We start from the raw sequence: 22,037 nt of genomic DNA on the forward strand, positions 1-22,037 counted from the left end.
ACTTGGCCGGAACCGTCAACGGCTGGATAAGCTCCTAGCTCATACGGGGGGCTCCGGCCTACGGCCGCCACGCCCCGACATGGATGTGACCGACCTGTCGATGGGGCTGGAGAATGATCGAGGCAGTCGGCCTGACGAAGCGCTATGGCGCCAAGACGGCCGTGTACAACCTTTCCTTCCAGGTGAGGCCCGGTGTCGTGACCGGCTTCCTGGGGCCGAACGGTTCCGGGAAGTCGACGACGATGCGCATGATCCTGGGGCTCGACCGGCCGACCTCGGGGCAGGTCACCATCGGTGGCCACCCCTTCCGGCAGCTGCCGAACGCTCCCCGGCAGGTCGGCGCGCTCCTTGACGCCAAGGCCGTGCACGGCGGGCGGAGCGCGCGGAGCCACCTGCTGTCGCTGGCGCAGCTCGCGGGCATCCCCGCGCGGCGCGTCGACGAGGTCCTCGGGGTCGTCGGCCTCCAGGACGTGGCCAAGCGGCGCTCCAACGGCTTCTCCCTGGGCATGGGCCAGCGGCTCGGCATCGCGGCGGCGCTCCTGGGCGACCCGCAGGTGCTGCTCTTCGACGAGCCGGTCAACGGCCTGGACCCGGAGGGCATCCTCTGGGTCCGCAACCTGATGAAGAAGCTGGCCGCCGAGGGCCGGACGGTCTTCGTCTCCAGCCACCTGATGAGCGAGATGGCGCTCACCGCCGACCATCTGATCGTGATCGGCCGGGGGCAGCTGCTCGCGGACATGAGCGTCACGGACTTCATCTCGGCGAACTCGGCCGACTTCGCCCGGGTCCGCACCCCGGAGACGGACGCGGCCGCGCGGGAGAAGCTGACGGGGGCGCTGACGGGGGCCGGCGGGCAGGTGCTGTCCGAGCCGGACGGCGCGCTGCGGGTGACCGGGCTGCCGCTGCCGCGGATCAGCGACCTGGCGCACGGCGCGGACGTGCGGCTGTGGGAGCTCTCCCCGCACCAGGCGTCCCTCGAGGAGGCCTACATGCGGATGACGCAGGGCGCCGTGGACTACCGCTCCACCGACGACCGGCTCGCGCACCTCCAGGCGCCGCTCCAGCCGGGTCAGCCGGGGTACGGGACGCCGCCCCAGCAGGTGGCCGGCGAAGTGCCGCAGCAGGGCTGGTACGCCCCGCCGCCGCCCGGACAGAACCCGTACGCCGGGAGCCCCGGTCAGCCGGCCGCCCCGGGCCCGTACGCCTCCCCGCAGCCGAGCAGCCCGCAGCCGGGCGACACCCCCAAGGACGCCCGATGACCGCCCCCGCCCCGCAGCCGTACGCCTACGTCTCCCCGATCCCGGTGCGCCGGGCGCACCTCGGTGACGCCCTCGCCTCCGAGTGGACGAAGATCCGCTCGGTGCGGTCGACGCTGTGGACCCTCGGGGTCATGATCCTGCTGATGGTCGGCATCGGTCTGGGGGTGGCGGCGATCGCCTCGTCCTCGGAGGCTCCGATGGGCGAGGAGTCGGCGCTGGCCTTCGGGTTCTTCGGGATGCTGCCCGCGTCGATCTGTGTGATCACGCTGGGCGTGCTGACGGTGGCGTCCGAGTACGGCACCGGCATGATCCGTACGACCCTGACGGCCTGCCCGAGCCGGGGGCGGGTGCTCACGGCGAAGGCGACCGTGTTCTTCCTGCTGGTCTTCACGGTGACCACCGTGACCGCCTCCCTGGTGGCGGCGGCGCAGGTGGCCATGGTGGACACGGCGGCGGCCCCGGCGGCGGGCGAGTGGCTGCGGGCGACGGTGGGCGCGGGCGCCTATCTGGCCGTCCTCGGTCTGCTGTCGCTGGCGTTCGGCACGCTGATCCGGCACTCGGCCGGCGCGATCACGGTGATGATCGGTCTGCTGCTGCTTCCGCTGGTGGCGGCGCTGTTCATGTTCTCCGAGGCGCTGCGCTCCGTGCAGGAGTGGCTGTTCACCTACGCGATCCCCTCGCAGATGATCGCGCTGTACTCCACGAAGCCGCCGTTCGGCGACAGCGGTCCGGCGGGCTGGGAGTCGCTGGGCATCCTGGCCGGGCTGACGGCCGTGGTCCTGGGGGGCGCGTACGCGCTGCTGAACAGCCGGGACGTGTGACGGGCCCGGGCCTCGGTGCCCGGGAGCGTTCCCGGGTCGCAGTGCCCGGGCCTCAGTGCCTGGGAGCGTTGCGGGACCGCTGCACCTTGGTGGTGCGGCGGTCCTTCGCGTTCCAGCAGGCCTTGTGCCAGTGCCGCCGGTCGTCCACTCCCCCGTACTCCGGCCAGGCGACCACGTGCGGGGCACCGGCCGGGATCTCCTGGTCGCAGCCGGGGCAGCGGTAGCGCTTGCCGGGTGAGCTGGCCCCGGCGACGAGGCGGACGTACCACTCCTCGCCCTGCCAGCTCTCGGTGCGCTGCGCGCCGCCGTACCGGTCGCCGTGGTCGCCCGGCTGCTGCTCGGGCTTCTCGCCGCCTCGGGAGCGGTTGTGGCGCGGGGACACGGGCACACCTCACGGGGTATGGGAACACGGACCGTTCCCTCCAGCCTACGGGCCGCGACCCGGTGCCCCGGGCCCCCACCGAACCGGCTTAGCCGAAAATCGCAAGAACTTCATGAACGGCCGTTGCCTTTGGCACGTGTCAGACGTTGATGCCCGTACGAGGGGGGAAACGGGCAGGCCGCAAGGAGGCAGCAAGCGATGCGCGTGGGTACGTTCGTTCTGGCCGCCCAGTTCCCGGGCCAGGGACAGGGGGAGGCGCTGCACCGGGCGGTGCGGACCGCCGAGGTCGCCGAGGAGGCGGGCCTGGACTCGGTCTGGCTGGCCGAGCACCACTTCGTGCCGTACGGGGTCTGTCCCTCGGCGGTGACGCTGGCCGCGCTGCTCCTCGGCCGCACCCGGCGGCTGCGGGTGGGCACGGCGGTGAGCGTCCTGCCCGCCGTGCACCCGGTCGCCCTGGGCGAGCAGGCCGCGCTGCTGCACCTCACCTCGGGCGGCAGGTTCACCCTGGGGGTCGGCCGGGGCGGGCCCTGGGTGGACCTGGAGGTGTTCGGCACCGGCCTCGGCGCCTACGAGCGGGACTTCCCCGAGTCGCTCGACCTGCTGCTGCGCTGGCTGACCGAACCGCGGGTCGGCGCCTCGGGCGAGCGGTTCTCCTTCCGGGAGGTCCCGGTCGTGCCCCGCCCCGACGAGCTGATCGGCGGCCCGGCCGCGCCGGAGGTCGTGGTGGCCTGCACCTCACCGAAGGGCGTGCGGCTCGCCGCCGAGCGGGGGCTGCCGATGCTCCTCGGAATGCACTGCGGCGACGAGGAGAAGGCCGAGATGGTCGCCGCCTGGGCGCGCTGCGCGCGGGAGGCCGGGCGGGACCCGGACGAGACCGCGCGGATCGGTGCCGAGCACGTGTCGGCGGGGGTGGCGCAGCTCGCGGACCGGACGGCGGACGCGGCGGAGGCGCTGGTGAAGGCGATGCCGGGCTGGCTGCGGCAGGGCCTCGACGCGCATGTGACGGTGGACGGCAGGAGCCGCACGATGCGGGACCCGGTGGCGTACACGGAGCTGCTGGCCGGGCTCCACCCGGTGGGCACGCCCCGGCTCGCGGCGGACCGGCTCGCGGCGACGGCCGAGCGCACCGGCATCACCCGCTTCGCGCTGCTCGCCGAGGGTTCGGGTGATCTCGCGGCCACCGAGGAGAACGTGCGGCGGCTGGGCGCGGAGGTCCTGCCGCTGCTGGTCTGAGCGGGGGCGCGGCGGCTCCGGAGGGCCGGTCCGGCCGGGGTGCGAAGGTCCTGCGCCGCCCGTCCGGCCGGGCGCGGAGTTCCTGCGTCGCCGGTCCGGCCGGGCGCGGCGGACGGAGCCCGCCCCGGGGGTGGGGACCGTACCGCCGCTCCGGCGGCTCCTCGCGGCGACGCGGGGGGAGTCGCGTGGACCGCTTCTCCCGTGGCGCGGAGCGGCGGCACCGTGTCTCAGCAGTCGCGCATCTCCGGCGATTGGTTGAGGAGCTGTCCCCGGATCGAGGTGAAGCGGGTGAGGCGCTCGTCCACCGACGGGTCGAGCGGGAACACCGCCACCCGGTGGCAGTTCTGGAAGGCGAGACGCACCCCGAAGTGCCGCTGCAGCGCACCGCGAATGGCGTCGCTCGCCAGCGCGCGCAGCAGCTGACCACGTGCCTGCTCATCCGGCGGCGGCGTCTGGTTGTCGGCGAACTCTCCGCCGTCGACCTTCAGCTGGGCCACCAGAGAGCTGATCATCTCCCATGCGTAGGGCAGGGAGGTCCGGACGCAGTCGACGAAGTCGGCTTCGTCGACCTCGCCTCGCTCGGCCTGTTCCAACAGGGCCGGTGAGACGTCGAGCGACATGGGTTCTCCTCTCGCGACCCCGCGGACGGGGTCTTGCGGGCAGGGCGAAGGCCGGGGCCGGCCGCCACGCAGCGTGCACGGACGACGACCTCCAGCTTCCACGGTAAGCGCGCAGTCCTGGCCGCACCAGGAGATGGCGAACACAACCGGCTGATAACCGACGGGTGTTCGGCTCAGGAACACTCCCGGACGGTTCCCGCGCGGTGCCCGGATCGCGCGGAAGCGCGCCCGTCTTGTAGCGTTGCGGACCATGCGTCTCGTCATCGCCCGTTGCTCCGTGGACTACGCGGGCCGGCTCACGGCCCACCTGCCCTCCGCGCCCCGTCTGATCCTCGTCAAGGCAGACGGCAGCGTCTCCATCCACGCGGACGACCGGGCGTACAAACCGCTCAACTGGATGTCCCCGCCGTGCACCCTCAAGGAGGGCGCCGACGGCGAGAACGTGTGGACCGTGATCAACAAAGCGGGCGAGAAACTGATCATCACGATGGAGGAGATCCTCCACGACTCCTCGCACGAGCTGGGTGTCGACCCGGGCCTCATCAAGGACGGCGTCGAGGCGCACCTCCAGGAGCTGCTGGCCGACCGCATCGAGATCCTCGGTGAGGGGCACACCCTGATCCGCCGGGAGTACCCGACCGCGATCGGCCCGGTGGACATCCTGTGCCGGGACGCCGACGGGGCCACGGTCGCGGTGGAGATCAAGCGGCGCGGCGAGATCGACGGCGTCGAGCAGCTGACCCGCTACCTGGAGCTGCTGAACCGCGATCCGCACCTGGCACCGGTGAGGGGCGTGTTCGCGGCCCAGGAGATCAAGCCGCAGGCCCGGGTGCTCGCCACGGACCGGGGCATCGGCTGTGTGGTCCTGGACTACGACGCGATGCGCGGCATCGAGGACGACAAGCTGCGGCTGTTCTAGGGCGTGTTTCGAAAGTGGCGCCGTCTGCCCGGAGGGCGGGCGGGACTTCCGTGACACTCCCCGGGAACGGCGGCGGTACGGGGAAGGCCCCGGGTGCGGTGGACGCGCCCGGGGCCTTCCTCGTGTCCGTGCGCGGGTCAGGCGGGCGGCTCCGGAGCCGTGGGTCCTTCCGGGGCGGGCCCGCCGAGGGAGGAGGAGGCGGAGTTGCTGGGGCTGCCCTCGCTCGCGCTCGGCGCGGTGGTCGGCGGGGTCGTGGGCGGAGTCGTCGGGGGCGTCGGGGGCGTCGTCGGAGGTGTTGTCTCCGGCGGGGTGGTCGCCCCGGTGGGCGAGGTGGTGGGCGGGGTCGTCGGGCGCGGCGGCGTGGTCGACGGGGCCGTCGTCGTGGGAGCCGTGGTCTCCGGGCCCCCGGAGGAGGACGAGGAGGCGCCGGAGGGGTCGGGGGTGCCGGGGCTGTCCGAGCCCGCCGGGTCCGAGGGCGAGGCGCTCGCGGAGTCCGAGGGATCGGGGGAGCCGGGGCGGGTGGCCCGGCCGGTCTCGCCCGGCTCCGCCGTCTCGCCCTCGGCCGGCACCTCTCCCCCCTCGTCGTCGGGGACGCCCTCGGTCGCCGTGGCCTCGGTGGTGACCTGCTTGTCGGCGGGGTCCACGCCGTTGCCGGAAGTGGCGCCGAGGGTGACGACCGTGCCGAGGACGGCGACGAGCAGCGCGCCCGCTCCGACGGCGGCGAGGTTGCGGCGCGCGCCGCCGACGAGGGTGCGCGCGAAGCCGCCCTTGCGGCCGGGGCCGCCCGTGCCGGGGCGGGTGACGAGCGTGTGGCCCCCGTCGGCGGATTCGGGGAAGGCCGGGACCGGCGAAGGGGCCGTGACGGCGAACGGGGCGGGGGGCACGAACGGGGCGGCCGGGGGCACGAACGGGGCCGGGGCCGGATTCGGGGCCGGGAAGTGCTTCACGGCGGGCAGCGGGGCCGTGCGGACGGGGCCGACCGGCAGCGGGGCGGTGACGGGCTCCGGGCCCGGCAGGGCGGCGCGGCCGCGCGGCGGGGCGACGGGTTCCGCGGTACGGACCGGGGCGGGCAGCTCCCCGGAGAGATCGGCGACGAGGGCGAGCGCCCGGCGCCCGGCGACGGTGCCGCGCTTGTCGGCGAGCACTCCGCGCAGCCCGATGGAGGCCTCCAGTGCGGCGCGGGCGCGCTCCAGGTGACCGGCGCAGAGCGCGAGGACGCCCAGTTCGTGGTGGAAGTACGCCTCCTCGGCGACGTCCCCGGCGAGCCGGGCGGCCTCCTGTCCCGCGCGCAGGGCCCGCTCCCAGGCGCCCCAGTGGAGTGCGGCGGCGAAGGCGGGCGCGGCGGCGCGGGCGAGGAGGACGGCGGTGGCGCGGTGTTCTGCGGCGGGGTCCGCGAGGTCTGCGGGGGGCTCCGCACCGTCGGCGCCGGTGTCGGCGACGGCGTCGGGGCCGGTTCCGGCCTCCGGTCCCGCACCCCCACCCGTACTCGCGCCCTTGCTCGTGCGCGTACCGGTGTCCGTACGCGTACCCGTACGCGTACCCGTACGCGGGTCCGTGCTCGTGCCGGCGCTCGCTCCCGATCCCGCTCCCGCGACGAGTGCCGACAGGGCCGCGAGGACGGCGTCGGACTCGGCGGCGGCCCGCTCGGGGGTGACGGAGGGGTGGGCGGCCCACCAGGCGTAGTGCTGGGCCACCGTGTGGGCGCGGCCGAGGGCCTCGGTCTCGTACCCCTGGGCGAGGAGCTGGGTCAGGACCCCGGCGGCGAGCCGGTGGCGGGGGCCGACCGGGGAGAGCAGGCCGCAGGCGAGGAGTTCGCCGAGGGCGGCGTCGGCGTGGGTGTCGCCGACGAGGGCGGGGAAGTGGGCGTGGTGCGGGACCTCGCCGCCGAGGGCGACGACGAAGCGCAGGGCGGCCTGGGCGGAGCGGCTGAGGCGGGAGGCGAGCAGCGCGGCGGGGGCGGCGCCCTCGCCGAGGCTCGGAAGGGGTATGTCGCGGAGTTCGATGTCGGGGTCGTCGAGACCGTCGAAGGCCGCGGCGGCGACGACCGCGGCGGCGTCGGGGTCGGTGGGCCCGAAGGCCTCCTCCAGGGCTCCGAAGGCGTCGAACTCGGCGGGGGTGACGCGCAGCCGGTCGCGTTGCCGGAGCAGCGCCCCGGCCTGGACGAAGCGGATCGGCAGGCCCTCGGACTCGAACCAGAGGTCACCGGCCCAGTTGGCCTCCTCGTCGGTGAGGGTGCGGCCGACGGCGCTCTCCAGGAGGGAGAGGGCGGCGCCCCGGCCGAGACCGGTGAGCCGGACCTCCTCGACGTGGGCGGCGGTGGAGGGCGCGGGGACCCCGGGTCCTGCGGCGAGGAGGAAGGCGCACTCGGGGGCGGCGTCGAGGAGCTCGTCGAGGGCGGCGCCGCCGAACTCCAGGTCGTCGACGACCACGACGGCGCCGATCTCGCCGATCCGGTCGAGGAGGAGGTCCCGGCCGGGCCGGTGGTCCTCGGTGTCCAGGACGGTGGTGAACAGTTCGTGGAGGAGTTCGCCGGGGGTGCGGTGGTGGCCGGAGAGCCGGACGACGCCGTCGGGGGCGAGGTCGGCGCAGTCGGCGGCGACGGCGTCAAGGAGGGCGGTGCGGCCGGAGCCCGGGGGGCCGGTCAGCCGGGCGGTGCGGCCCCTGCGGAGGGTGCGGGTCAGCCGTTCGCGCTGCTCCTGGCGTTCGAGCAGGGGCAGTTCGGGGGCACTGGGGCCGGGCGGGGCGGCGGCGCGGGCGGCCTCGGCGCGCTCCTCCGGGGTGCGGCGGCGGGGGGCGGCGGGTTCCCGGCCGGGCGGGCATGCCTCGATCTCGCTGCCGTCGACGGGGTTGACGGTGACGAGCAGGTCGCCGGAGACGAGCCGGACGACACGGGCTCGCGCGGGGGCGGGGGTGCCGCGTCCCGCGCGGGCGTCGTCGCCCTCGCTGTCGTGTCCGTACTCCTCCGGCCCCCGGTTGATCGGGTCCATGGTCCAAGCCCCCAAGCGGTGTCCGGTGCCCGCGGGGTGGTTCCGTCAATGTGCGGGCGACCGAACCCTAGACCGTGGCCGGACGGCCGGGAACAGGTGGGGTGCCCCCGAGACCAAGACGTCACGGTCTCGTGAGGATTGAGCGTGACGCCTGTTCCACACAGTCGCTTCACACCCGTGGGGCACTCCGGTCCGGTCCGTCCCGGGTGTCTCAGACGCGGGGCAGGGACTCCAGGGCGAGGCCGCCCTCGATGGCGAGGATGCGGTGCAGCCGGGTGGCGACGAGCAGCCGCTGCATCTGGGGCGGCACCCCGCGCAGGACGAGACGGCGTCCGCAGCGGCCCGCCCGCCGGTGGACGCCCATGATGACGCCGAGTCCGGTGGCGTCCCAGGAGTCGAGTCCGGTCAGGTCGAGCACCAGGTCGCCGACTCCGTCGTCGACGGCCGAGTGCAGGACCGTACGGGCGTCCGCCGCGCTGCGGACGTCGAGGCGGCCCCCGACGACCAGCTCGGCGTGGTCGCCCCTGATGTGCATATGCGCTCCCCGAGTGCTCCGTCTTCGCAACAACTGACTGCCGTACCGGCGGAAGTGTTGCGCCCTGTCAGCGAACCGTTACCGATATTCACCCCACGGGGTGAGGCGGGGTGGCGGGTACCGCTCAGTACTTGTAGAAGCCCTGCCCGCTCTTGCGGCCGATGTCACCCGCGTCCACCATCCGGCGCATCAGCTCCGGCGGTGCGAACTTCTCGTCCTGGGACTCCGTGTAGATGTTGTTCGCCGCGTTCACCAGGATGTCGATGCCGGTGAGGTCCGCGGTGGCGAGGGGGCCCATGGCGTGGCCGAAGCCGAGCTTGCAGGCGATGTCGATGTCCTCGGCGGTGGCGACGCCCGACTCCCGCAGCTTGGCCGCCTCGACGACGAGGGCGGCGATGAGCCGGGTGGTGACGAAGCCCGCGACGTCACGGTTGACGACGATGCAGGTCTTGCCGACGGACTCGGCGAACCCGCGGGCGGCGGCGAGGGTCCCGTCGCTGGTCTTGTAGCCGCGGACCAGCTCGCAGAGCCCCATCATCGGGACCGGGGAGAAGAAGTGGGTGCCGACGACGGCCTCGGGCCGCTCGGTCACCGCGGCGATCTTGGTGATCGGGATCGCGGAGGTGTTGGAGGCGAGGACGGCGCCATCCTTGGCGATCTTGTCGAGCGAGCGGAAGATCTCGTGCTTGACGTCGAGGTTCTCGAAGACGGCCTCGACGACGACGTCCGCGTCGGCGACGGCTTCGAGCTCGGTGGTGGCGGTGATGCGGCCGAGGGCGGCCTCCGCGTCGGCCGCGGTGAGCCGGTCCTTGGCGACGAAGCGGTCGTACGAGGCCTTGATCCCGTCCGTGCCCCGGGTGAGCGCGGCGTCGGTGACATCACGCAGGACGACGTCCCAGCCCGCCTGTGCCGAGACCTGAGCGATACCGGATCCCATGAGTCCGGCCCCGATGACGGCGAGCTTCCTGGCCACGATGTTCCACCCCTCAACGCCTGTTCACTTCTGGCTCTCCGGCGGAGATTAGCGGTCGCGGGGCGCCATGTGACCGTGAAGTAACGCGCGTCACGCCTTCTTTGACGGACGTCACACTCACAGCACCCCGTTCGGGCCTCCAGGCGGTCGTCACATACCCATGGGGGGTATATGGTCGAGTGCGTCCGTCCGACGCTCGCCCGATGCCCGTCCGCCCGGGAGGAGTTGCCGCCGTGCGTCCGCACGCCCTCGTGACCGCACCCGCCCCGCTGCTCCTGCTGACCGGCATGATCAGCCTCCAGTTCGGCTCCGCCTTCGCCAAGCGCCTCTTCGAACAGACCGGCCCGGCGGGCGCGACCCTGCTGCGCCTGCTCCTCGCCGCCGCCCTGCTCCTCCTGCTGTCCCGCCCCTCCCCCCGGCTGCTGCGCGCCCACTGGCGACTGCTCCTCCCCTACGGGGCCGTCCTCTGCGTGATGCAGTTCGCCTTCTACGAGGCCACCGCCCGGCTCCCGCTCGGCGTGGTGGTGACCCTGGAGTTCAGCGGACCGCTGCTGCTGGCCGCCCTCACCTCCCGGCGCGCGCTCGACCGGCTCTGGGTCGCGCTCGCCGCCCTCGGCCTGCTCGTCCTCGGCGGCACGAAGGGCATGGACGACCCGGTCGGCCTCGCCGCCAGCCTGCTCACCGGCGCGGCCCTCACCGGCTACATCCTGCTCGGCGCCCGGGTCGGCCGGGCCGTGCCGGGCGGTTCGGGACTGGCCCTCGGCCTCACCCTCGCCGCCCTGCTCGCCCTGCCCGTCGCCCCCGCCCTCGGAGCGCCCTCCGCCGGGACGCTGCTGACCCCCGGAGTACTGGGCGCGGCACTCGCGGTGGCGGTCCTGACGGCGGTGGTGCCGTTCTCCCTGGAGTTCGCCGCGCTGCGCCGGATGCCGCCCCGGGTCTTCGCCGTCCTCTCCACGGTGGAGCCGGTCATCGCCGCCCTGGTGGGCCTGGCGCTGCTCGGCGAACGGCTCGCCTGGCCCCAGTGGGCCGCCGTGCTCTGCGTGGTGGGCGCGGCCCTCGGCACGGGCCTGGGCGCCACCGCCCGCGCCGGGCCGGACCCGACCGCACCACCCGATCGATCCCCGCAACGGAAGAACGGAGTGCACACATGACCAGCACGTCCACCACGGGAAGGCGTACGGGCCCCGGACCCCGCGTCGCGCCCCTCCTGGAGACCGTCTCCACCACCTCCCGCTCGGCTGTCCTCGTCGCGGGCGGCTACTTCGACACGGCCGCGGGCATCGGCCCGTTCTCCCTCAACTCCTTCGCCCTCGCCCAGGAGACCGGCGCGGCGGCGCGCCGCCTGCACCGGGGCAACAAGGTCCTCTACGACGTCATCGTCAACGACCTCGGCATGTCCTGTTCCACCGACGTCTGTACGATCCCGGCCGCGGGCCCCGCCGAGACCGACCTCTCGCCGCTCACCGCCTCGGCCGCCGCGGCCGGGATCGCCTTCTCCGTCACCCGCGAGCGCAACCTGCGCAACCGGGCCGCCCGTTCGATGAAGCGCCGGCTGCGCGAACCCGGGGAGAACCCGCTGTTCAGCCCTGAGGGCGACGAGATCGTCTTCCGCTCCCGCCAGTACGAGAGGGTGCTCGCCGGAGTCGTCAAGGACGACCACGTCGTCCCGCGCTGCCCGCTGATCGTCGCCGAGTACTTCGCCCGCTACTTCACCCGGCTGCGGGCCTTCCCCGACTGCGCCCACCGGCACGTCGTGGACATCAACTCGCTCGCCGACCGCGACAAGGTCACCAAGGGCGCAGAGATCTACCTGCGCACCCTCGGCACGCCCGAGGAGGAGATCGTGCTGGTCTTCACCGACCCCTCCTGCGCCGATCCGCTGGCGCTGACCTACACCCCGTACGACTTCTGACCGTCCGTCACCACGGAAGAGGGAGAACCGGCATGTCCACGATCTATCTCGACCACCAGGCGACCACGCCGACGGACCCGGCGGTCGTCGAGGCGATGACCTTCGCCGCCACCCAGTGCTACGCCAACCCGTCCAGCCCGCACGCCGCGGGCATCCGCGCCTTCCGCGAGGTCGAACGGGCGCGCGGGGCGGTCGCCCGGTTCATCGGGGCGGGGCGCGGCGAGATCTGCTTCACCTCCGGGGCGACGGAGGGCAACAACCTGGCGATCAAGGGGGTCGTCGGGGCGGGCGCGGCCCGGCACGTGGTGACCACCGCCGTGGAGCACAAGTCGGTGCTCGACTCCTGCCGGGCGCTGCGGGACGCGGGGCACGAGGTGACGGTGCTGCCCGTCGACGGCGAGGGGCGGGTGGACCCGGACCGGGTGGCGGCGGCACTGCGGCCGGAGACCGCGCTGGTCTCGGTGATGCTCGCCAACAACGAGATCGGCACGGTGCAGCCGGTCGCCCGGATCGCGGAGCTGACCCGGGCGGCGGGCGTCCCGCTGCACTGCGACGCGACCCAGGGGGTGGGCTCGCTGCCGGTGGACGTCAGGACGCTCGGGGCGGATCTGCTGACCTTCTCCGGGCACAAGATCTACGGCCCGAAGGGCGTCGGCGTCCTCTACGTCTCGCACCGGCTGTCCGACCGGGCGCCGCTGGTGCCGCAGCTGCACGGCGGCGGGCAGGAGCGGGGGCTGCGCGCGGGCACCCTCAACACCGCCGCCGTCATCGGTCTGGGCACCGCCGTCGGGGTGCTCGCGGCCTGCCGGGAGGCGGAGGCGGTACGGCTGGCGGGGCTGCGGGAGCTGTTCCTCGCCGAGCTGTCGGGGCTGGTCCCGTACGTGCTGAACAGTGGTGTGGGGCCGGGGTTCCTGCCGCACGCGGTGAACCTCTCGTTCCCGGGCGTGGACGCGCAGCAGCTGCTCCTGGAGGTCGCGGACGTGGCCGTCTCGACGGGTTCGGCCTGCAACAGCGCGGCCCAGGAGCCCTCGCACGTGCTGCTGGCGATCGGGCTGCCGCCGGAGCGCGTCCGGAGCAGCGTCCGCGTCTCGTTCGGGCGGTTCACCACGGAGGCGGACGCGGTCCGCGCGGCCCGCGCGCTCGCGACGGCGGCGACACCGGGCGGATCCCCGACGACGGCGTGACCGGACGGGGGCGGCGGGGTCCGAGGGGCCCGGCACCCCCGGGTCCCGGGCCCTGGGCCGGAGATGAAGCAGGGTCTGCGGGTGGGCCGGGATTGGGAGAGCGCGCCGGGACCGGGGTGGACGAGGCCCGAGGTGGGCCGGGACCGGGGGGCGGGCTCCGGAGGTGCCGGACTCCGGAGGTGCCGGGCCCGGGAAGCACCGGACCCGGGGATGCCGGACCCGGGAAGTACGCCGGGTGACACCCTTCCGGTCGGCCCGGCCCCGCGCGTGCGCCGGGCCTCCGCATCCGCCGGGCCCCCGCGAGCGCACCGGGCCGCGCTGCCCCGGCCTCCAGGTCCGGGGCAGCGCACGGCCCGCGCGCACCCGCATGGCACCGCGCTCCCTTCTCCCTCGGTGACCTCTCGGCCCCCTCAAGGAGCGCGAGTGCCTCACCCGCGAGGCAACGGCGACGGCGACGGCCGAGCCTCGGGACCCCGCCCCGCCGTGACGGTCGGCACACGCGCCTTCCGGCGGGCCCCCGGCTGACTACGCTGGATCCATGGTCAACCTGACGCGCATCTACACCCGTACCGGAGACAAGGGCACCACGGCGCTCGGCGACATGAGCCGGACCGCCAAGACGGATCTGCGGATCTCCGCCTACGCCGACGCCAACGAGGCCAACGCCGCCATCGGTACCGCCATCGCCCTGGGGCAGCTCGACGAGGAGGTCGTGAAGGTCCTCGTCCGCGTCCAGAACGACCTCTTCGACGTCGGCGCGGACCTCTGCACCCCCGTGGCGGAGGCCCCCGCCTACCCGCCGCTCCGCGTGGAGCAGACGTACGTCGACCGTCTGGAGGCGGACTGCGACCGCTTCCTGGAGGACCTGGACAAGCTGCGCTCCTTCATCCTGCCCGGCGGCACGCCCGGTGCGGCGCTGCTGCACCAGGCGTGCACGGTGGTGCGGCGGGCGGAGCGCTCCACCTGGGCCGCCCTGGAGGTGCACGGCGAGACGATGAACGCGCTGACCGCCACCTACCTCAACCGGCTCTCAGACCTGCTCTTCATCCTTGCGCGGACCGCGAACAGGGAGGTCGGGGACGTGCTGTGGGTCCCGGGTGGGGAGCGCTGACCCGACGCCCGGGTCCTTCTTCGGCCAGATCGCGTAGCTGAGCGCGATCAGGCCGTGGATGCCCGCCGCCCGCCAGACCGCGTAGATCGTCTGCCGCAGCCCGTCCGTGTCCCCGGCGTCGCCGACGTACCACATGGCCAGCAGCAGCAGTGCCGAGGCCACGGCGGCGGCGACCGCCGTACCGAGCCAGACCGCGCCCTCGTGGCGGGCGCGGGCCATCCCGTGGCGGGGCGGCTTCCGGGGCGGCGGGGCGCCGCCGAAGCGGTGGGCCGCGTGTCCGTCCAGCCACTTCACCGTGCGATGGCCGTGGCCGACGGTGAAACCGATGTAGACGGCGGCGAGGCCGTGCCGCCAGCTGGGGTCCGCGCCGTTCTTGAGGTCCATCGCGGTCACCACGAGGAGCAGCACCTCCAGGAGCGGCTCGCACAGCAGCAGCGCGGCGCCCGTCCTGGGCATCCTCAGGAGGTAGCGGGCGCCCAGCCCCGCGGCCAGCAGCACCCAGAAGCCGACCTCACAGACGATGATCAGCGTGACGATCACGACGATCCCCCTTTCCGTTCCCCTCCAGCCTCCCGTGGCTCCGGGCCGGGCTCGTCGTCGCCGGTGAGGACGTACGCCTACATCCTTCGACGGAGGGGGGATCGGCCCGGACGAGGAGGCCGGGGCCGGTGGCGCCGTGTTGGATGAGTACGTGACCCTCCCCCGCCCGCACCGTGTGGACCTGATCATCGCCTTCGCGGGACTCGCCTGCGGGCTGCTCCTGTGGTCCTTCGGGCTCCACACGACCAGTGGCCGGATCTTCGATCAGCGGGGGGCCGCGCTCGTCCCGCTGGCCGTGATGGCCGCCATGGAGGCGGTGCGCCGGGTCCTGCCGCAGACGGCCCTGACCGTGGGGACGCTGGCGATCGTGGCGGACCAGTTCACCAACGGCAACCTGGTCACCGTCCTCATGTTCACGGACCTCGTCTACGCGGCCGTGGTGTACGGCTCCCCCGCCTCCGCCCGGCGCGTCCCCTACAGCACCGGTCTGGTGACCGTCGCCGTCACGATCGGCTTCCTCGTCTGGTGGCAGAACGCCGTCGCGCTGCTCGTCGGCGTGATCACCGGCATGATCTCCTTCCTGCCCGCCGTGACCGGTTCCATCGTGCGCAACCACCGCGAGGCCGCCGAGGCGGCCCGGCTGCGGGCCGAACAGACCGCGCTGCTCGCCGAGATGGACCGGGCGCAGGCGGTGGTGGCCGAGCGGGCGCGGATGGCCCGCGAACTGCACGACATGGTCGCCAACCACCTCTCCGCCATCGCCATCCACTCGACGGCGGCGCTCTCGCTCGACGAACCGGCCACCACCCGGCAGGCGTTGACCGTGATCCGGGAGAACAGCGTGGCGGGGCTCGCGGAGATGCGACGGCTGATCGGGCTGCTCCGGGACAGCGGCGGGGATACCGAGCCCACCGTGGCACCGACCCTCGCCGCGCTGGACGCGCTGGTCGGGCAGGCGCGGGCCAACGCCCGGCCGAGCGGCCTCGTCCTGGTCCTCGACGACACCCGGGAGACCGGTGCCGGACTTCCGGCGCCGGTGGAGCTGGCCGCGTACCGGATCGTGCAGGAGTCCCTGACGAACGCGCTCAAGCACGCCGCCCCCGGTGAGGTCAGGGTGACGCTCGCCCGGGAGGAGCGGCTCCTCGCGGTGGAGGTGACGAGCCCGTACGGGGAGCGTCCCGGCCCCACGGCGCCCGGCTCGGGGGCCGGTCTGGTGGGGATGCGGGAGCGGACCGCCCTGCTCGACGGGGTGTTCGAGGCCGGCCCGGTGACGGACGGCGAGGGCCGGAGAAGATGGCGGGTCCGGGCGGAACTGCCCGTGGGCGCGAGCGACGAGGAGCGGCAGTGACGGTACGGGTCGTGGTGGCGGAGGACCAGTCGGCGGTACGGGCGGGCCTCGTGCTCATCCTGGGCAGCGCGCCGGACATCGAGGTCGTCGGGGAGGCGGCGGACGGGGAGCGCGCGGTGGAGCTGGCCCGTGAACTCCGCCCGGACCTGGTCCTGATGGATGTGCAGATGCCCCGGATGGACGGGGTGACGGCGACCGGGATCGTGGTGGCGGAGGGCCTCGCGGACGTCCTCGTACTGACCACCTTCGATCTCGACGCGTATGTCTTCGGGGCCCTGCGGGCGGGCGCGGCGGGCTTCCTGCTGAAGAACGCGGAGGCCCGGGAGCTGATCGAGGCGGTCCGGACGGTCGGGCGCGGCGAGGGGCTGATCGCTCCGACGGTGACCCGGCGGCTGATCGCGGAGTTCGCGGCGACGGGCCGTCCGGCGGCGCGGGGGACGGACCCCGCCGTGCTCGACGCCCTGACGCCCCGGGAGCGCGAGGTGCTGTCGGTGCTGGGCCAGGGCCTTTCGAACGCGGAGATCGCGGTACGTCTGGACATGGCGGAGGCGACGGTGAAGACCCACGTCAGCAAGGTGCTGGGCAAGCTGGCGCTCCGTAGCAGAGTGCAAGCCGCCGTACTGGCGCAGGAGTTGGGCGTTTAGAAGAACTTTGCCGACGATGGTCTGGACCTCTTGACGATTGGTCCAGACCTTCCTACGCTCGGCGGGCGCGCGCATCTTCACGGACCACCCCCACCTTTGTCCGCTACTTGAGGAGCACCGTTGAGCACTCAAGCACTGACGCGCAGTACAGGGTTCAGACGTCGCACCGCCGCCGGTCTGACCGCCCTGATCCTGCCCCTGGCCGCGATGGTCGGCCTCGCCACCCCCGCCGAGGCCGCGGCCTCCGCCACCGCCACGTTCACGAAGACCCAGGACTGGGGCTCCGGGTTCACCGGCAGCTGGACGGTCAAGAACACCGGCACGACCAGCCTCAGCTCCTGGAACGTCGAGTGGGACTACCCCGCCGGCACCGCGGTGACCTCCGCCTGGGACGCCACCGTCACGGGCGCGGCGAACCACTGGACGGCGAAGAACCTCGCCTGGAACGGGTCCCTCGCCCCCGGCGCCAGCGTGACCTTCGGCTACAACGGCACCGGCTCCGGCGCGCCCACCGGCTGTAAGATCAACGGCGCCTCCTGCGACGGCACCCCGCCCGGCGACGCCCCGCCCTCCGCCCCCGGCACCCCCGTCGCCTCCGACATCACCAACACCGGGGTGAAGATCACCTGGTCGGCGGCCACCGACGACAAGGGCGTCAAGAACTACGACGTCCTGCGCGACGGCACGAAGGTGACCACCACGACCGCCCTCACCTACACGGACAGCGGTCTCACGGCGGGCACCGACTACTCGTACACGGTCGTGGCCCGCGACACCATCGACCAGACCGGCCCCGCCGGCGGTCCGGTGCCCGTCCGCACCACCGGCGGCCCCCCGCCGCCGCCCAACGCCATCAAGATGGGCTACTTCACCAACTGGGGCGTCTACGGGCGCAATTACCACGTGAAGAACATCGTGACCTCGGGCTCCGCGCCCAAGATCACCCACATCAACTACGCGTTCGGCAACGTCCAGGGCGGCAAGTGCACCATCGGTGACGCCTACGCCGACTACGACAAGGCGTACACCGCCGACCAGTCCGTCGACGGCGTCGCCGACACCTGGGACCAGCCGCTGCGCGGCAACTTCAACCAGCTGCGCAAGCTGAAGAAGGCCTACCCGAACATCAAGGTCCTCTGGTCCTTCGGCGGCTGGACCTGGTCCGGCGGCTTCGGCCAGGCCATGCAGAACCCGACCGCGTTCGCGCAGTCCTGCTACGACCTGGTGGAGGACCCGCGCTGGGCCGACGTCTTCGACGGCATCGACCTGGACTGGGAGTACCCGAACGCCTGCGGTCTCACCTGTGACACCAGCGGCGCCGCGTCCTTCAAGAACATGATGCAGGCCATGCGTGCCAAGTTCGGCGCCAACTACCTCGTCACCGCGGCCGTCACGGCCGACGCGTCCACCGGCGGCAAGATCGACGCCGCGGACTACGGCGGCGCGGCGCAGTACATGAACTGGTTCAACGTGATGACGTACGACTTCTTCGGCGCCTGGGCGGCCAAGGGCCCGACCGCCCCGCACTCCCCGCTCACCTCGTACACCGGCATCCCGCAGGCGGGCTTCAACTCCGCCGAGGCGATAGCCAAGTTCAAGGCGAAGGGCGTCCCGGCCAACAAGCTGCTGCTCGGCATCGGCTTCTACGGCCGAGGCTGGACCGGCGTCACCCAGTCCGCCCCCGGCGGCACGGCGACCGGCCCGGCGCAGGGCACCTACGAGCCGGGCATCGAGGACTACAAGGTCCTCAAGAACTCCTGCCCCGCCAACGGCACCGTCGCGGGCACGGCCTACGCCCACTGCGGCACCAACTGGTGGAGCTACGACACCCCGGCCACCGTCACGTCCAAGATGGGCTGGGCGAAGAACCAGGGCCTGGGCGGCGCGTTCTTCTGGGAGTTCAGCGGTGACACCAGCAACGGCGAGCTCGTCGGTGCGATCAACTCCGGTCTGAACTAACCGCACGAGGATCTGACCCACCCGCTCGGACGACGAAGCGGGGGACGGCGCACCGCGCCGGCCCCCGCTTCCTCACTTCCCGGGACGAACGGACAGCCTCGGACGGCGTCCACCCTCCCCGGCTCCGTCCGGGGGCAACCCCACCCGACGGGCCGGGAACTACGCGACGTTCACCCGCTGCCCGGGGGGCGCCGCCTCCAGCCAGGCCATGAAACCGGTACGGGCGTCCTCGCTCATCGCGAGCTCCAGACGGACACCCTCGTACATACAGGGCTGGACCACCATGTCGGACAGGAGCGCCAGCTCCTCCTCGCCCTCCGGCATCCGCCGCTCCAGCGCGACGATCGAGGACCGCTCCAGGACCCGGCGCGGGCGCGGCGCGTACGAGAAGACCCGGTACCAGGCGATCTCGTCGCCGCTGTACCGGGCCACTCCGTACACCCAGCCCTTGCCGCTCGGGTCGGGCTCGTCCGGGACGTTCCAGTGCAGCGAACAGTCGAACGTGCCGCCGGCGCGCTGGATCAGTCTCCGGCGCAGACCGAAGACGAAGAGCCCGATCACCACCAGTGCGACGACCAGGCCGCACACGAGCAGAGCGAGGAACATCTTCACCGACCTCCTCGCTGCGTCCCGTGGCCGGCACCGCCGGCACCACCCGATACACCCTGCATCTGCATCGCCTCAGCCGCGGCACGGTCCGGAAAATTCCGGACCGTGCCGCGGCTGAGGGCACTACTACTCGGCGCGGACCGTCAGCGGACGGACACCGCGCGCAGCCGGACCTCGGCGCGCCGCTCGGCGGCGCCGTCGGAGTCCGTCTTCGCCCGCTCCAGCGCGCGCTCGGCACGCTGGGCGTCGATCTCGTCCGCCAGCTCGCAGATCTCCGCGAGCAGAGACAGCTTGTCGTCGGCGAACGAGAGGAATCCTCCGTGGACGGCGGCGACGACGGTCCCGCCCTCACTGGTACGGATGGTCACCGGGCCCGACTCCAGCACACCGAGCAGCGGCTGGTGGCCGGGCATGACGCCGATGTCGCCGGAGGTGGTACGTGCGATGACCAAGGTGGCCTCGCCGGACCAGACACTCCGGTCCGCGGCGACCAGCTCGACGTGCAGCTCAGCAGCCAAGGGTGGCTCCTCGGGTCACCACCCGGCGCTCGTGCCGGGTGTTGGGGTCAATTCTAGGGGGCGTGGTGAGGGGGGCGGGACCTGTCCCGCCCCCCTCGGAGAGCACGGGGCTCAGGAGACGCCCAGCTCCTTGGCGTTGTTCTTGAGGTCCTCAAGGCCACCGCACATGAAGAACGCCTGCTCCGGGAAGTGGTCGAACTCACCGTCACAGATCGCGTTGAACGCGGCGATCGACTCGTCGAGCGGAACGTCCGAACCGTCCACACCGGTGAACTGCTTCGCCGCGTGGGTGTTCTGGGACAGGAAGCGCTCGACACGGCGGGCGCGGTGGACAACGAGCTTGTCCTCCTCGCTCAGCTCGTCGATACCGAGGATCGCGATGATGTCCTGGAGGTCCTTGTACTTCTGCAGGATCCCCTTGACGCGCGTGGCGGCGTCGTAGTGCTCCTGCGCGATGTAGCGCGGGTCCAGGATCCGGGACGTGGAGTCCAGCGGGTCCACGGCCGGGTAGATGCCCTTCTCGGAGATCGGACGGGAGAGAACCGTCGTCGCGTCGAGGTGGGCGAAGGTGGTCGCCGGCGCCGGGTCCGTGAGGTCGTCGGCGGGGACGTAGATCGCCTGCATCGAGGTGATCGAGTGACCACGGGTCGAGGTGATGCGCTCCTGGAGGAGACCCATCTCGTCGGCCAGGTTCGGCTGGTAACCCACCGCGGAGGGCATCCGGCCGAGCAGGGTCGACACCTCGGAACCGGCCTGCGTGAAGCGGAAGATGTTGTCGATGAAGAACAGCACGTCCTGCTTCTGCACATCGCGGAAGTACTCCGCCATGGTCAGACCGGCGAGGGCCACGCGCAGACGGGTGCCCGGGGGCTCGTCCATCTGGCCGAAGACCAGCGCGGTCTTGTCCAGAACGCCGGACTCCTCCATCTCGGCGATGAGGTCGTTGCCCTCACGGGTGCGCTCACCCACGCCGGCGAAGACGGAAACGCCCTCGTGCAGCTTCGCCACACGCATGATCATTTCCTGGATCAGCACGGTCTTGCCGACACCGGCACCACCGAACAGACCGATCTTTCCACCCTTGACGTACGGGGTGAGAAGGTCGACGACCTTCAGGCCGGTCTCGAACATCTCGGTCTTCGACTCGAGCTGGTCGAACGCCGGGGCCTTGCGGTGGATCGGCCAGCGCTCGCCGACCTCGGCCTCGGCCTCGGGGTCGTTCAGGATCTGGCCCAGCGTGTTGAACACGCGGCCCTTGGTGACGTCACCGACGGGCACCGTGATGCCGGTGCCGGTGTTCACCACGGGGGCCTGGCGGACCAGACCGTCGGTGGGCTGCATCGAGATGGTGCGGACGATGCCGTCACCGAGGTGCTGCGCGACCTCGAGGGTCAGCGTCTTCTTCGCGCCCTCCTCGGCCGGGTCGGCGACCTCGACGTGCAGGGCGTTGTAGATCTCCGGCATCGCGTCGACGGGGAACTCCACGTCGACGACCGGGCCGATGACCCGGGCGACGCGGCCCGTGGCGGCGGCCGTCTCAACAGTGGTCGTCATTACTTGTCACTCCCCGCGGTCGCGTCGGCGAGGGCTGCGGTGCCACCGACGATCTCGCTGATTTCCTGGGTGATTTCGGCCTGGCGGGCCGCGTTGGCAAGTCGGGAGAGATTGTTGATCAAGTCTCCCGCGTTGTCGGTCGCCGACTTCATCGCGCGGCGCGTGGCGGCGTGCTTGGAGGCAGCCGACTGGAGCAGCGCGTTGTAGATACGGCTCTCGACGTAGCGCGGCAGCAGGGCGTCCAGGACGTCCTCCGCCGACGGCTCGAAGTCGAACAGCGGGCGGAGGGTGTCCGGCTCGCCGGCCTCCTTCGCCACCTCGTCGAGGCTGAGGGGCAGCAGCCGGGCCTCGACCGCCGTCTGGGTCATCATCGAGACGAACTCGGTGTAGACGATGTGGAGTTCATCCACGCCGCCCTCGGCCGTGTCCTTCTCGATCGCCTCGATCAGCGGTGCCGCGATCTTCTTGGCGTCCGCGTACGTGGGCTCGTCCGTGAAGCCGGTCCACGTGTCGCTCAGCTTCCGCTCACGGAAGTTGAAGTGCGCGACACCACGGCGGCCGACGACATAGATGTCGACCGCGCGGCCCTCGCCCTCCAACTGCTTGATGAGCTGCTCCGCCGCCTTGATGGCGTTGGAGTTGAAGGCACCGGCCAGACCGCGGTCGCTCGAGAGGAGCAGGACCGCGGCACGGCTCGGGTTGGCCGCCTCGGTGGTCAGCGGGTGCTTGTCGTTCGCACCCGTGGCCACCGCCGTGACCGCGCGGGTCAGCTCGGTCGCGTACGGGGTCGACGCCTGCACCTTGCGCTGCGCCTTGACGACACGCGAGGCGGCGATCATCTCCATCGCCTTGGTGATCTTCTTCGTCGCGGTGACGGATTTGATGCGACGCTTGTAGACCCGGAGCTGCGCTCCCATGAGTCAGGTCCC

The 22,037-nt window shown here is 72.7% G+C and carries 21 protein-coding genes; 11 read left to right on the plus strand and 10 right to left on the minus strand.

Going from position 1 to position 22,037, the window contains the following annotated elements; genetic code table 11:
- Window positions 1–113 precede the first annotated feature (113 nt).
- Both ACIRQY_RS21110 and ACIRQY_RS21115 read left to right on the plus strand, forming a co-directional pair.
- Window positions 114–1,259: an ATP-binding cassette domain-containing protein gene (locus ACIRQY_RS21110; RefSeq protein ID WP_403927885.1), complete on the plus strand. Its 1,146-nt coding sequence runs from the start codon at window positions 114–116 to the stop codon at window positions 1,257–1,259.
- The gene (locus tag ACIRQY_RS21115) at window positions 1,256–2,080 is read left to right on the plus strand and encodes an ABC transporter permease (RefSeq protein ID WP_403927887.1); all 825 of its coding nucleotides are present in this window, start codon (window positions 1,256–1,258) and stop codon (window positions 2,078–2,080) included. Before ACIRQY_RS21110 ends, ACIRQY_RS21115 begins: the two co-directional genes overlap by 4 nt.
- 52 nt (window positions 2,081–2,132) lie before the next feature.
- Here the strand turns inward: ACIRQY_RS21115 and ACIRQY_RS21120 are convergent, their stop codons facing one another.
- Entirely contained in the window at window positions 2,133–2,462 is a 330-nt protein-coding gene (locus ACIRQY_RS21120) for an ATP/GTP-binding protein (protein WP_351782051.1), read from the minus strand.
- 198 nt (window positions 2,463–2,660) lie between these two features.
- Between ACIRQY_RS21120 and ACIRQY_RS21125 the strand changes: the two genes are divergently transcribed.
- The gene (locus ACIRQY_RS21125; RefSeq protein WP_403927890.1) at window positions 2,661–3,695 is read left to right on the plus strand and encodes an LLM class flavin-dependent oxidoreductase; all 1,035 of its coding nucleotides are present in this window, start codon (window positions 2,661–2,663) and stop codon (window positions 3,693–3,695) included.
- A 227-nt stretch (window positions 3,696–3,922) separates the two neighbouring features.
- On the opposite strand, the gene ACIRQY_RS21130 is transcribed toward ACIRQY_RS21125, so the two are convergent.
- Window positions 3,923–4,315, minus strand: a complete 393-nt coding sequence (locus ACIRQY_RS21130; RefSeq protein WP_366442302.1) for an SCO5389 family protein — start codon at window positions 4,313–4,315, stop codon at window positions 3,923–3,925.
- 250 nt (window positions 4,316–4,565) lie between these two features.
- Here ACIRQY_RS21130 and nucS point away from each other — a divergent pair, with 250 nt between their 5' ends.
- Window positions 4,566–5,234, plus strand: coding sequence for an endonuclease NucS (gene nucS / locus ACIRQY_RS21135; RefSeq protein WP_351782042.1), 669 nt, complete (start codon window positions 4,566–4,568; stop codon window positions 5,232–5,234).
- Between the two features lie 137 nt (window positions 5,235–5,371).
- Here nucS and ACIRQY_RS21140 read toward each other — a convergent pair whose 3' ends face one another.
- The 3 genes from ACIRQY_RS21140 to ACIRQY_RS21150 all read right to left on the minus strand — a co-directional run bounded on the left by ACIRQY_RS21140 (window position 5,372) and on the right by ACIRQY_RS21150 (window position 9,729).
- A complete protein-coding gene (locus tag ACIRQY_RS21140; protein ID WP_403927893.1) occupies window positions 5,372–8,221 on the minus strand; it encodes an ATP-binding protein in 2,850 nt (949 codons plus the stop codon).
- Between the two features lie 211 nt (window positions 8,222–8,432).
- A complete protein-coding gene (locus ACIRQY_RS21145) occupies window positions 8,433–8,756 on the minus strand; it encodes an STAS domain-containing protein (RefSeq protein ID WP_351782036.1) in 324 nt (107 codons plus the stop codon).
- Between the two features lie 124 nt (window positions 8,757–8,880).
- Complete coding sequence (locus ACIRQY_RS21150) at window positions 8,881–9,729, minus strand: 3-hydroxyacyl-CoA dehydrogenase family protein (protein WP_351782034.1); 849 nt, start codon at window positions 9,727–9,729, stop codon at window positions 8,881–8,883.
- A gap of 233 nt (window positions 9,730–9,962) precedes the next feature.
- Here ACIRQY_RS21150 and ACIRQY_RS21155 point away from each other — a divergent pair, with 233 nt between their 5' ends.
- From ACIRQY_RS21155 to ACIRQY_RS21170, 4 genes are all read left to right on the plus strand, one after another.
- Entirely contained in the window at window positions 9,963–10,880 is a 918-nt protein-coding gene (locus tag ACIRQY_RS21155) for an EamA family transporter (RefSeq protein ID WP_403927897.1), read from the plus strand.
- Window positions 10,877–11,641, plus strand: a complete 765-nt coding sequence (locus ACIRQY_RS21160) for a hypothetical protein (protein ID WP_403927900.1) — start codon at window positions 10,877–10,879, stop codon at window positions 11,639–11,641. The genes ACIRQY_RS21155 and ACIRQY_RS21160 overlap by 4 nt, the downstream gene beginning before the upstream one ends.
- 32 nt (window positions 11,642–11,673) lie before the next feature.
- Window positions 11,674–12,825, plus strand: coding sequence for a cysteine desulfurase family protein (locus ACIRQY_RS21165; protein WP_403927903.1), 1,152 nt, complete (start codon window positions 11,674–11,676; stop codon window positions 12,823–12,825).
- Window positions 12,826–13,363: 538 nt separating this feature from the next.
- A complete protein-coding gene (locus tag ACIRQY_RS21170; protein WP_351782022.1) occupies window positions 13,364–13,936 on the plus strand; it encodes a cob(I)yrinic acid a,c-diamide adenosyltransferase in 573 nt (190 codons plus the stop codon).
- Here the strand turns inward: ACIRQY_RS21170 and ACIRQY_RS21175 are convergent.
- Window positions 13,856–14,476 carry a hypothetical protein gene (locus ACIRQY_RS21175; protein ID WP_403927906.1) on the minus strand — a complete coding sequence of 207 codons (621 nt, stop codon included), beginning with the start codon at window positions 14,474–14,476 and terminating at the stop codon, window positions 13,856–13,858. The genes ACIRQY_RS21170 and ACIRQY_RS21175 overlap by 81 nt on opposite strands.
- A gap of 151 nt (window positions 14,477–14,627) precedes the next feature.
- Between ACIRQY_RS21175 and ACIRQY_RS21180 the strand changes: the two genes are divergently transcribed.
- From ACIRQY_RS21180 to ACIRQY_RS21190, 3 genes are all read left to right on the plus strand, one after another.
- Window positions 14,628–15,824: a histidine kinase gene (locus tag ACIRQY_RS21180; RefSeq protein WP_351782016.1), complete on the plus strand. Its 1,197-nt coding sequence runs from the start codon at window positions 14,628–14,630 to the stop codon at window positions 15,822–15,824.
- Complete coding sequence (locus ACIRQY_RS21185) at window positions 15,821–16,468, plus strand: response regulator (RefSeq protein ID WP_403927910.1); 648 nt, start codon at window positions 15,821–15,823, stop codon at window positions 16,466–16,468. The genes ACIRQY_RS21180 and ACIRQY_RS21185 overlap by 4 nt, the downstream gene beginning before the upstream one ends.
- 207 nt (window positions 16,469–16,675) lie before the next feature.
- Entirely contained in the window at window positions 16,676–18,427 is a 1,752-nt protein-coding gene (locus ACIRQY_RS21190) for a glycosyl hydrolase family 18 protein (RefSeq protein ID WP_403928011.1), read from the plus strand.
- 159 nt (window positions 18,428–18,586) lie between these two features.
- On the opposite strand, the gene ACIRQY_RS21195 is transcribed toward ACIRQY_RS21190, so the two are convergent.
- The 4 genes from ACIRQY_RS21195 to ACIRQY_RS21210 form a co-directional block, all read right to left on the minus strand.
- The gene (locus ACIRQY_RS21195) at window positions 18,587–19,033 is read right to left on the minus strand and encodes a DUF2550 domain-containing protein (RefSeq protein WP_351782010.1); all 447 of its coding nucleotides are present in this window, start codon (window positions 19,031–19,033) and stop codon (window positions 18,587–18,589) included.
- Between the two features lie 146 nt (window positions 19,034–19,179).
- The gene (locus ACIRQY_RS21200) at window positions 19,180–19,554 is read right to left on the minus strand and encodes a F0F1 ATP synthase subunit epsilon (protein ID WP_366442317.1); all 375 of its coding nucleotides are present in this window, start codon (window positions 19,552–19,554) and stop codon (window positions 19,180–19,182) included.
- Window positions 19,555–19,665: 111 nt separating this feature from the next.
- Window positions 19,666–21,108, minus strand: coding sequence for a F0F1 ATP synthase subunit beta (gene atpD / locus ACIRQY_RS21205; RefSeq protein WP_351782004.1), 1,443 nt, complete (start codon window positions 21,106–21,108; stop codon window positions 19,666–19,668).
- Entirely contained in the window at window positions 21,108–22,025 is a 918-nt protein-coding gene (locus ACIRQY_RS21210) for a F0F1 ATP synthase subunit gamma (protein ID WP_351782002.1), read from the minus strand. Before ACIRQY_RS21210 ends, atpD begins: the two co-directional genes overlap by 1 nt.
- Window positions 22,026–22,037 lie beyond the last annotated feature (12 nt).

The sequence above is a fragment of the Streptomyces sp. NPDC101490 genome, from assembly GCF_044767145.1.
Taxonomy (GTDB): Bacteria; Actinomycetota; Actinomycetes; order Streptomycetales; family Streptomycetaceae; genus Streptomyces.

Excerpts from the sequence above, each read along its gene's own strand:
- ACIRQY_RS21130 (WP_366442302.1), bottom strand. The coding sequence starts at position 4,315 with ATGTCGCTCGACGTCTCACCGGCCCTGTTGGAACAGGCCGAGCGAGGC.
- nucS (WP_351782042.1), top strand. The coding sequence starts at position 4,566 with ATGCGTCTCGTCATCGCCCGTTGCTCCGTGGACTACGCGGGCCGGCTC.
- ACIRQY_RS21210 (WP_351782002.1), bottom strand. The coding sequence starts at position 22,025 with ATGGGAGCGCAGCTCCGGGTCTACAAGCGTCGCATCAAATCCGTCACC.
- ACIRQY_RS21170 (WP_351782022.1), top strand. The coding sequence starts at position 13,364 with ATGGTCAACCTGACGCGCATCTACACCCGTACCGGAGACAAGGGCACC.
- ACIRQY_RS21190 (WP_403928011.1), top strand. The coding sequence starts at position 16,676 with ATGGTCGGCCTCGCCACCCCCGCCGAGGCCGCGGCCTCCGCCACCGCC.
- ACIRQY_RS21125 (WP_403927890.1), top strand. The coding sequence starts at position 2,661 with ATGCGCGTGGGTACGTTCGTTCTGGCCGCCCAGTTCCCGGGCCAGGGA.
- ACIRQY_RS21145 (WP_351782036.1), bottom strand. The coding sequence starts at position 8,756 with ATGCACATCAGGGGCGACCACGCCGAGCTGGTCGTCGGGGGCCGCCTC.
- ACIRQY_RS21140 (WP_403927893.1), bottom strand. The coding sequence starts at position 8,221 with ATGGACCCGATCAACCGGGGGCCGGAGGAGTACGGACACGACAGCGAG.
- ACIRQY_RS21160 (WP_403927900.1), top strand. The coding sequence starts at position 10,877 with ATGACCAGCACGTCCACCACGGGAAGGCGTACGGGCCCCGGACCCCGC.
- atpD (WP_351782004.1), bottom strand. The coding sequence starts at position 21,108 with ATGACGACCACTGTTGAGACGGCCGCCGCCACGGGCCGCGTCGCCCGG.
- ACIRQY_RS21195 (WP_351782010.1), bottom strand. The coding sequence starts at position 19,033 with ATGTTCCTCGCTCTGCTCGTGTGCGGCCTGGTCGTCGCACTGGTGGTG.
- ACIRQY_RS21110 (WP_403927885.1), top strand. The coding sequence starts at position 114 with ATGATCGAGGCAGTCGGCCTGACGAAGCGCTATGGCGCCAAGACGGCC.
- ACIRQY_RS21115 (WP_403927887.1), top strand. The coding sequence starts at position 1,256 with ATGACCGCCCCCGCCCCGCAGCCGTACGCCTACGTCTCCCCGATCCCG.
- ACIRQY_RS21165 (WP_403927903.1), top strand. The coding sequence starts at position 11,674 with ATGTCCACGATCTATCTCGACCACCAGGCGACCACGCCGACGGACCCG.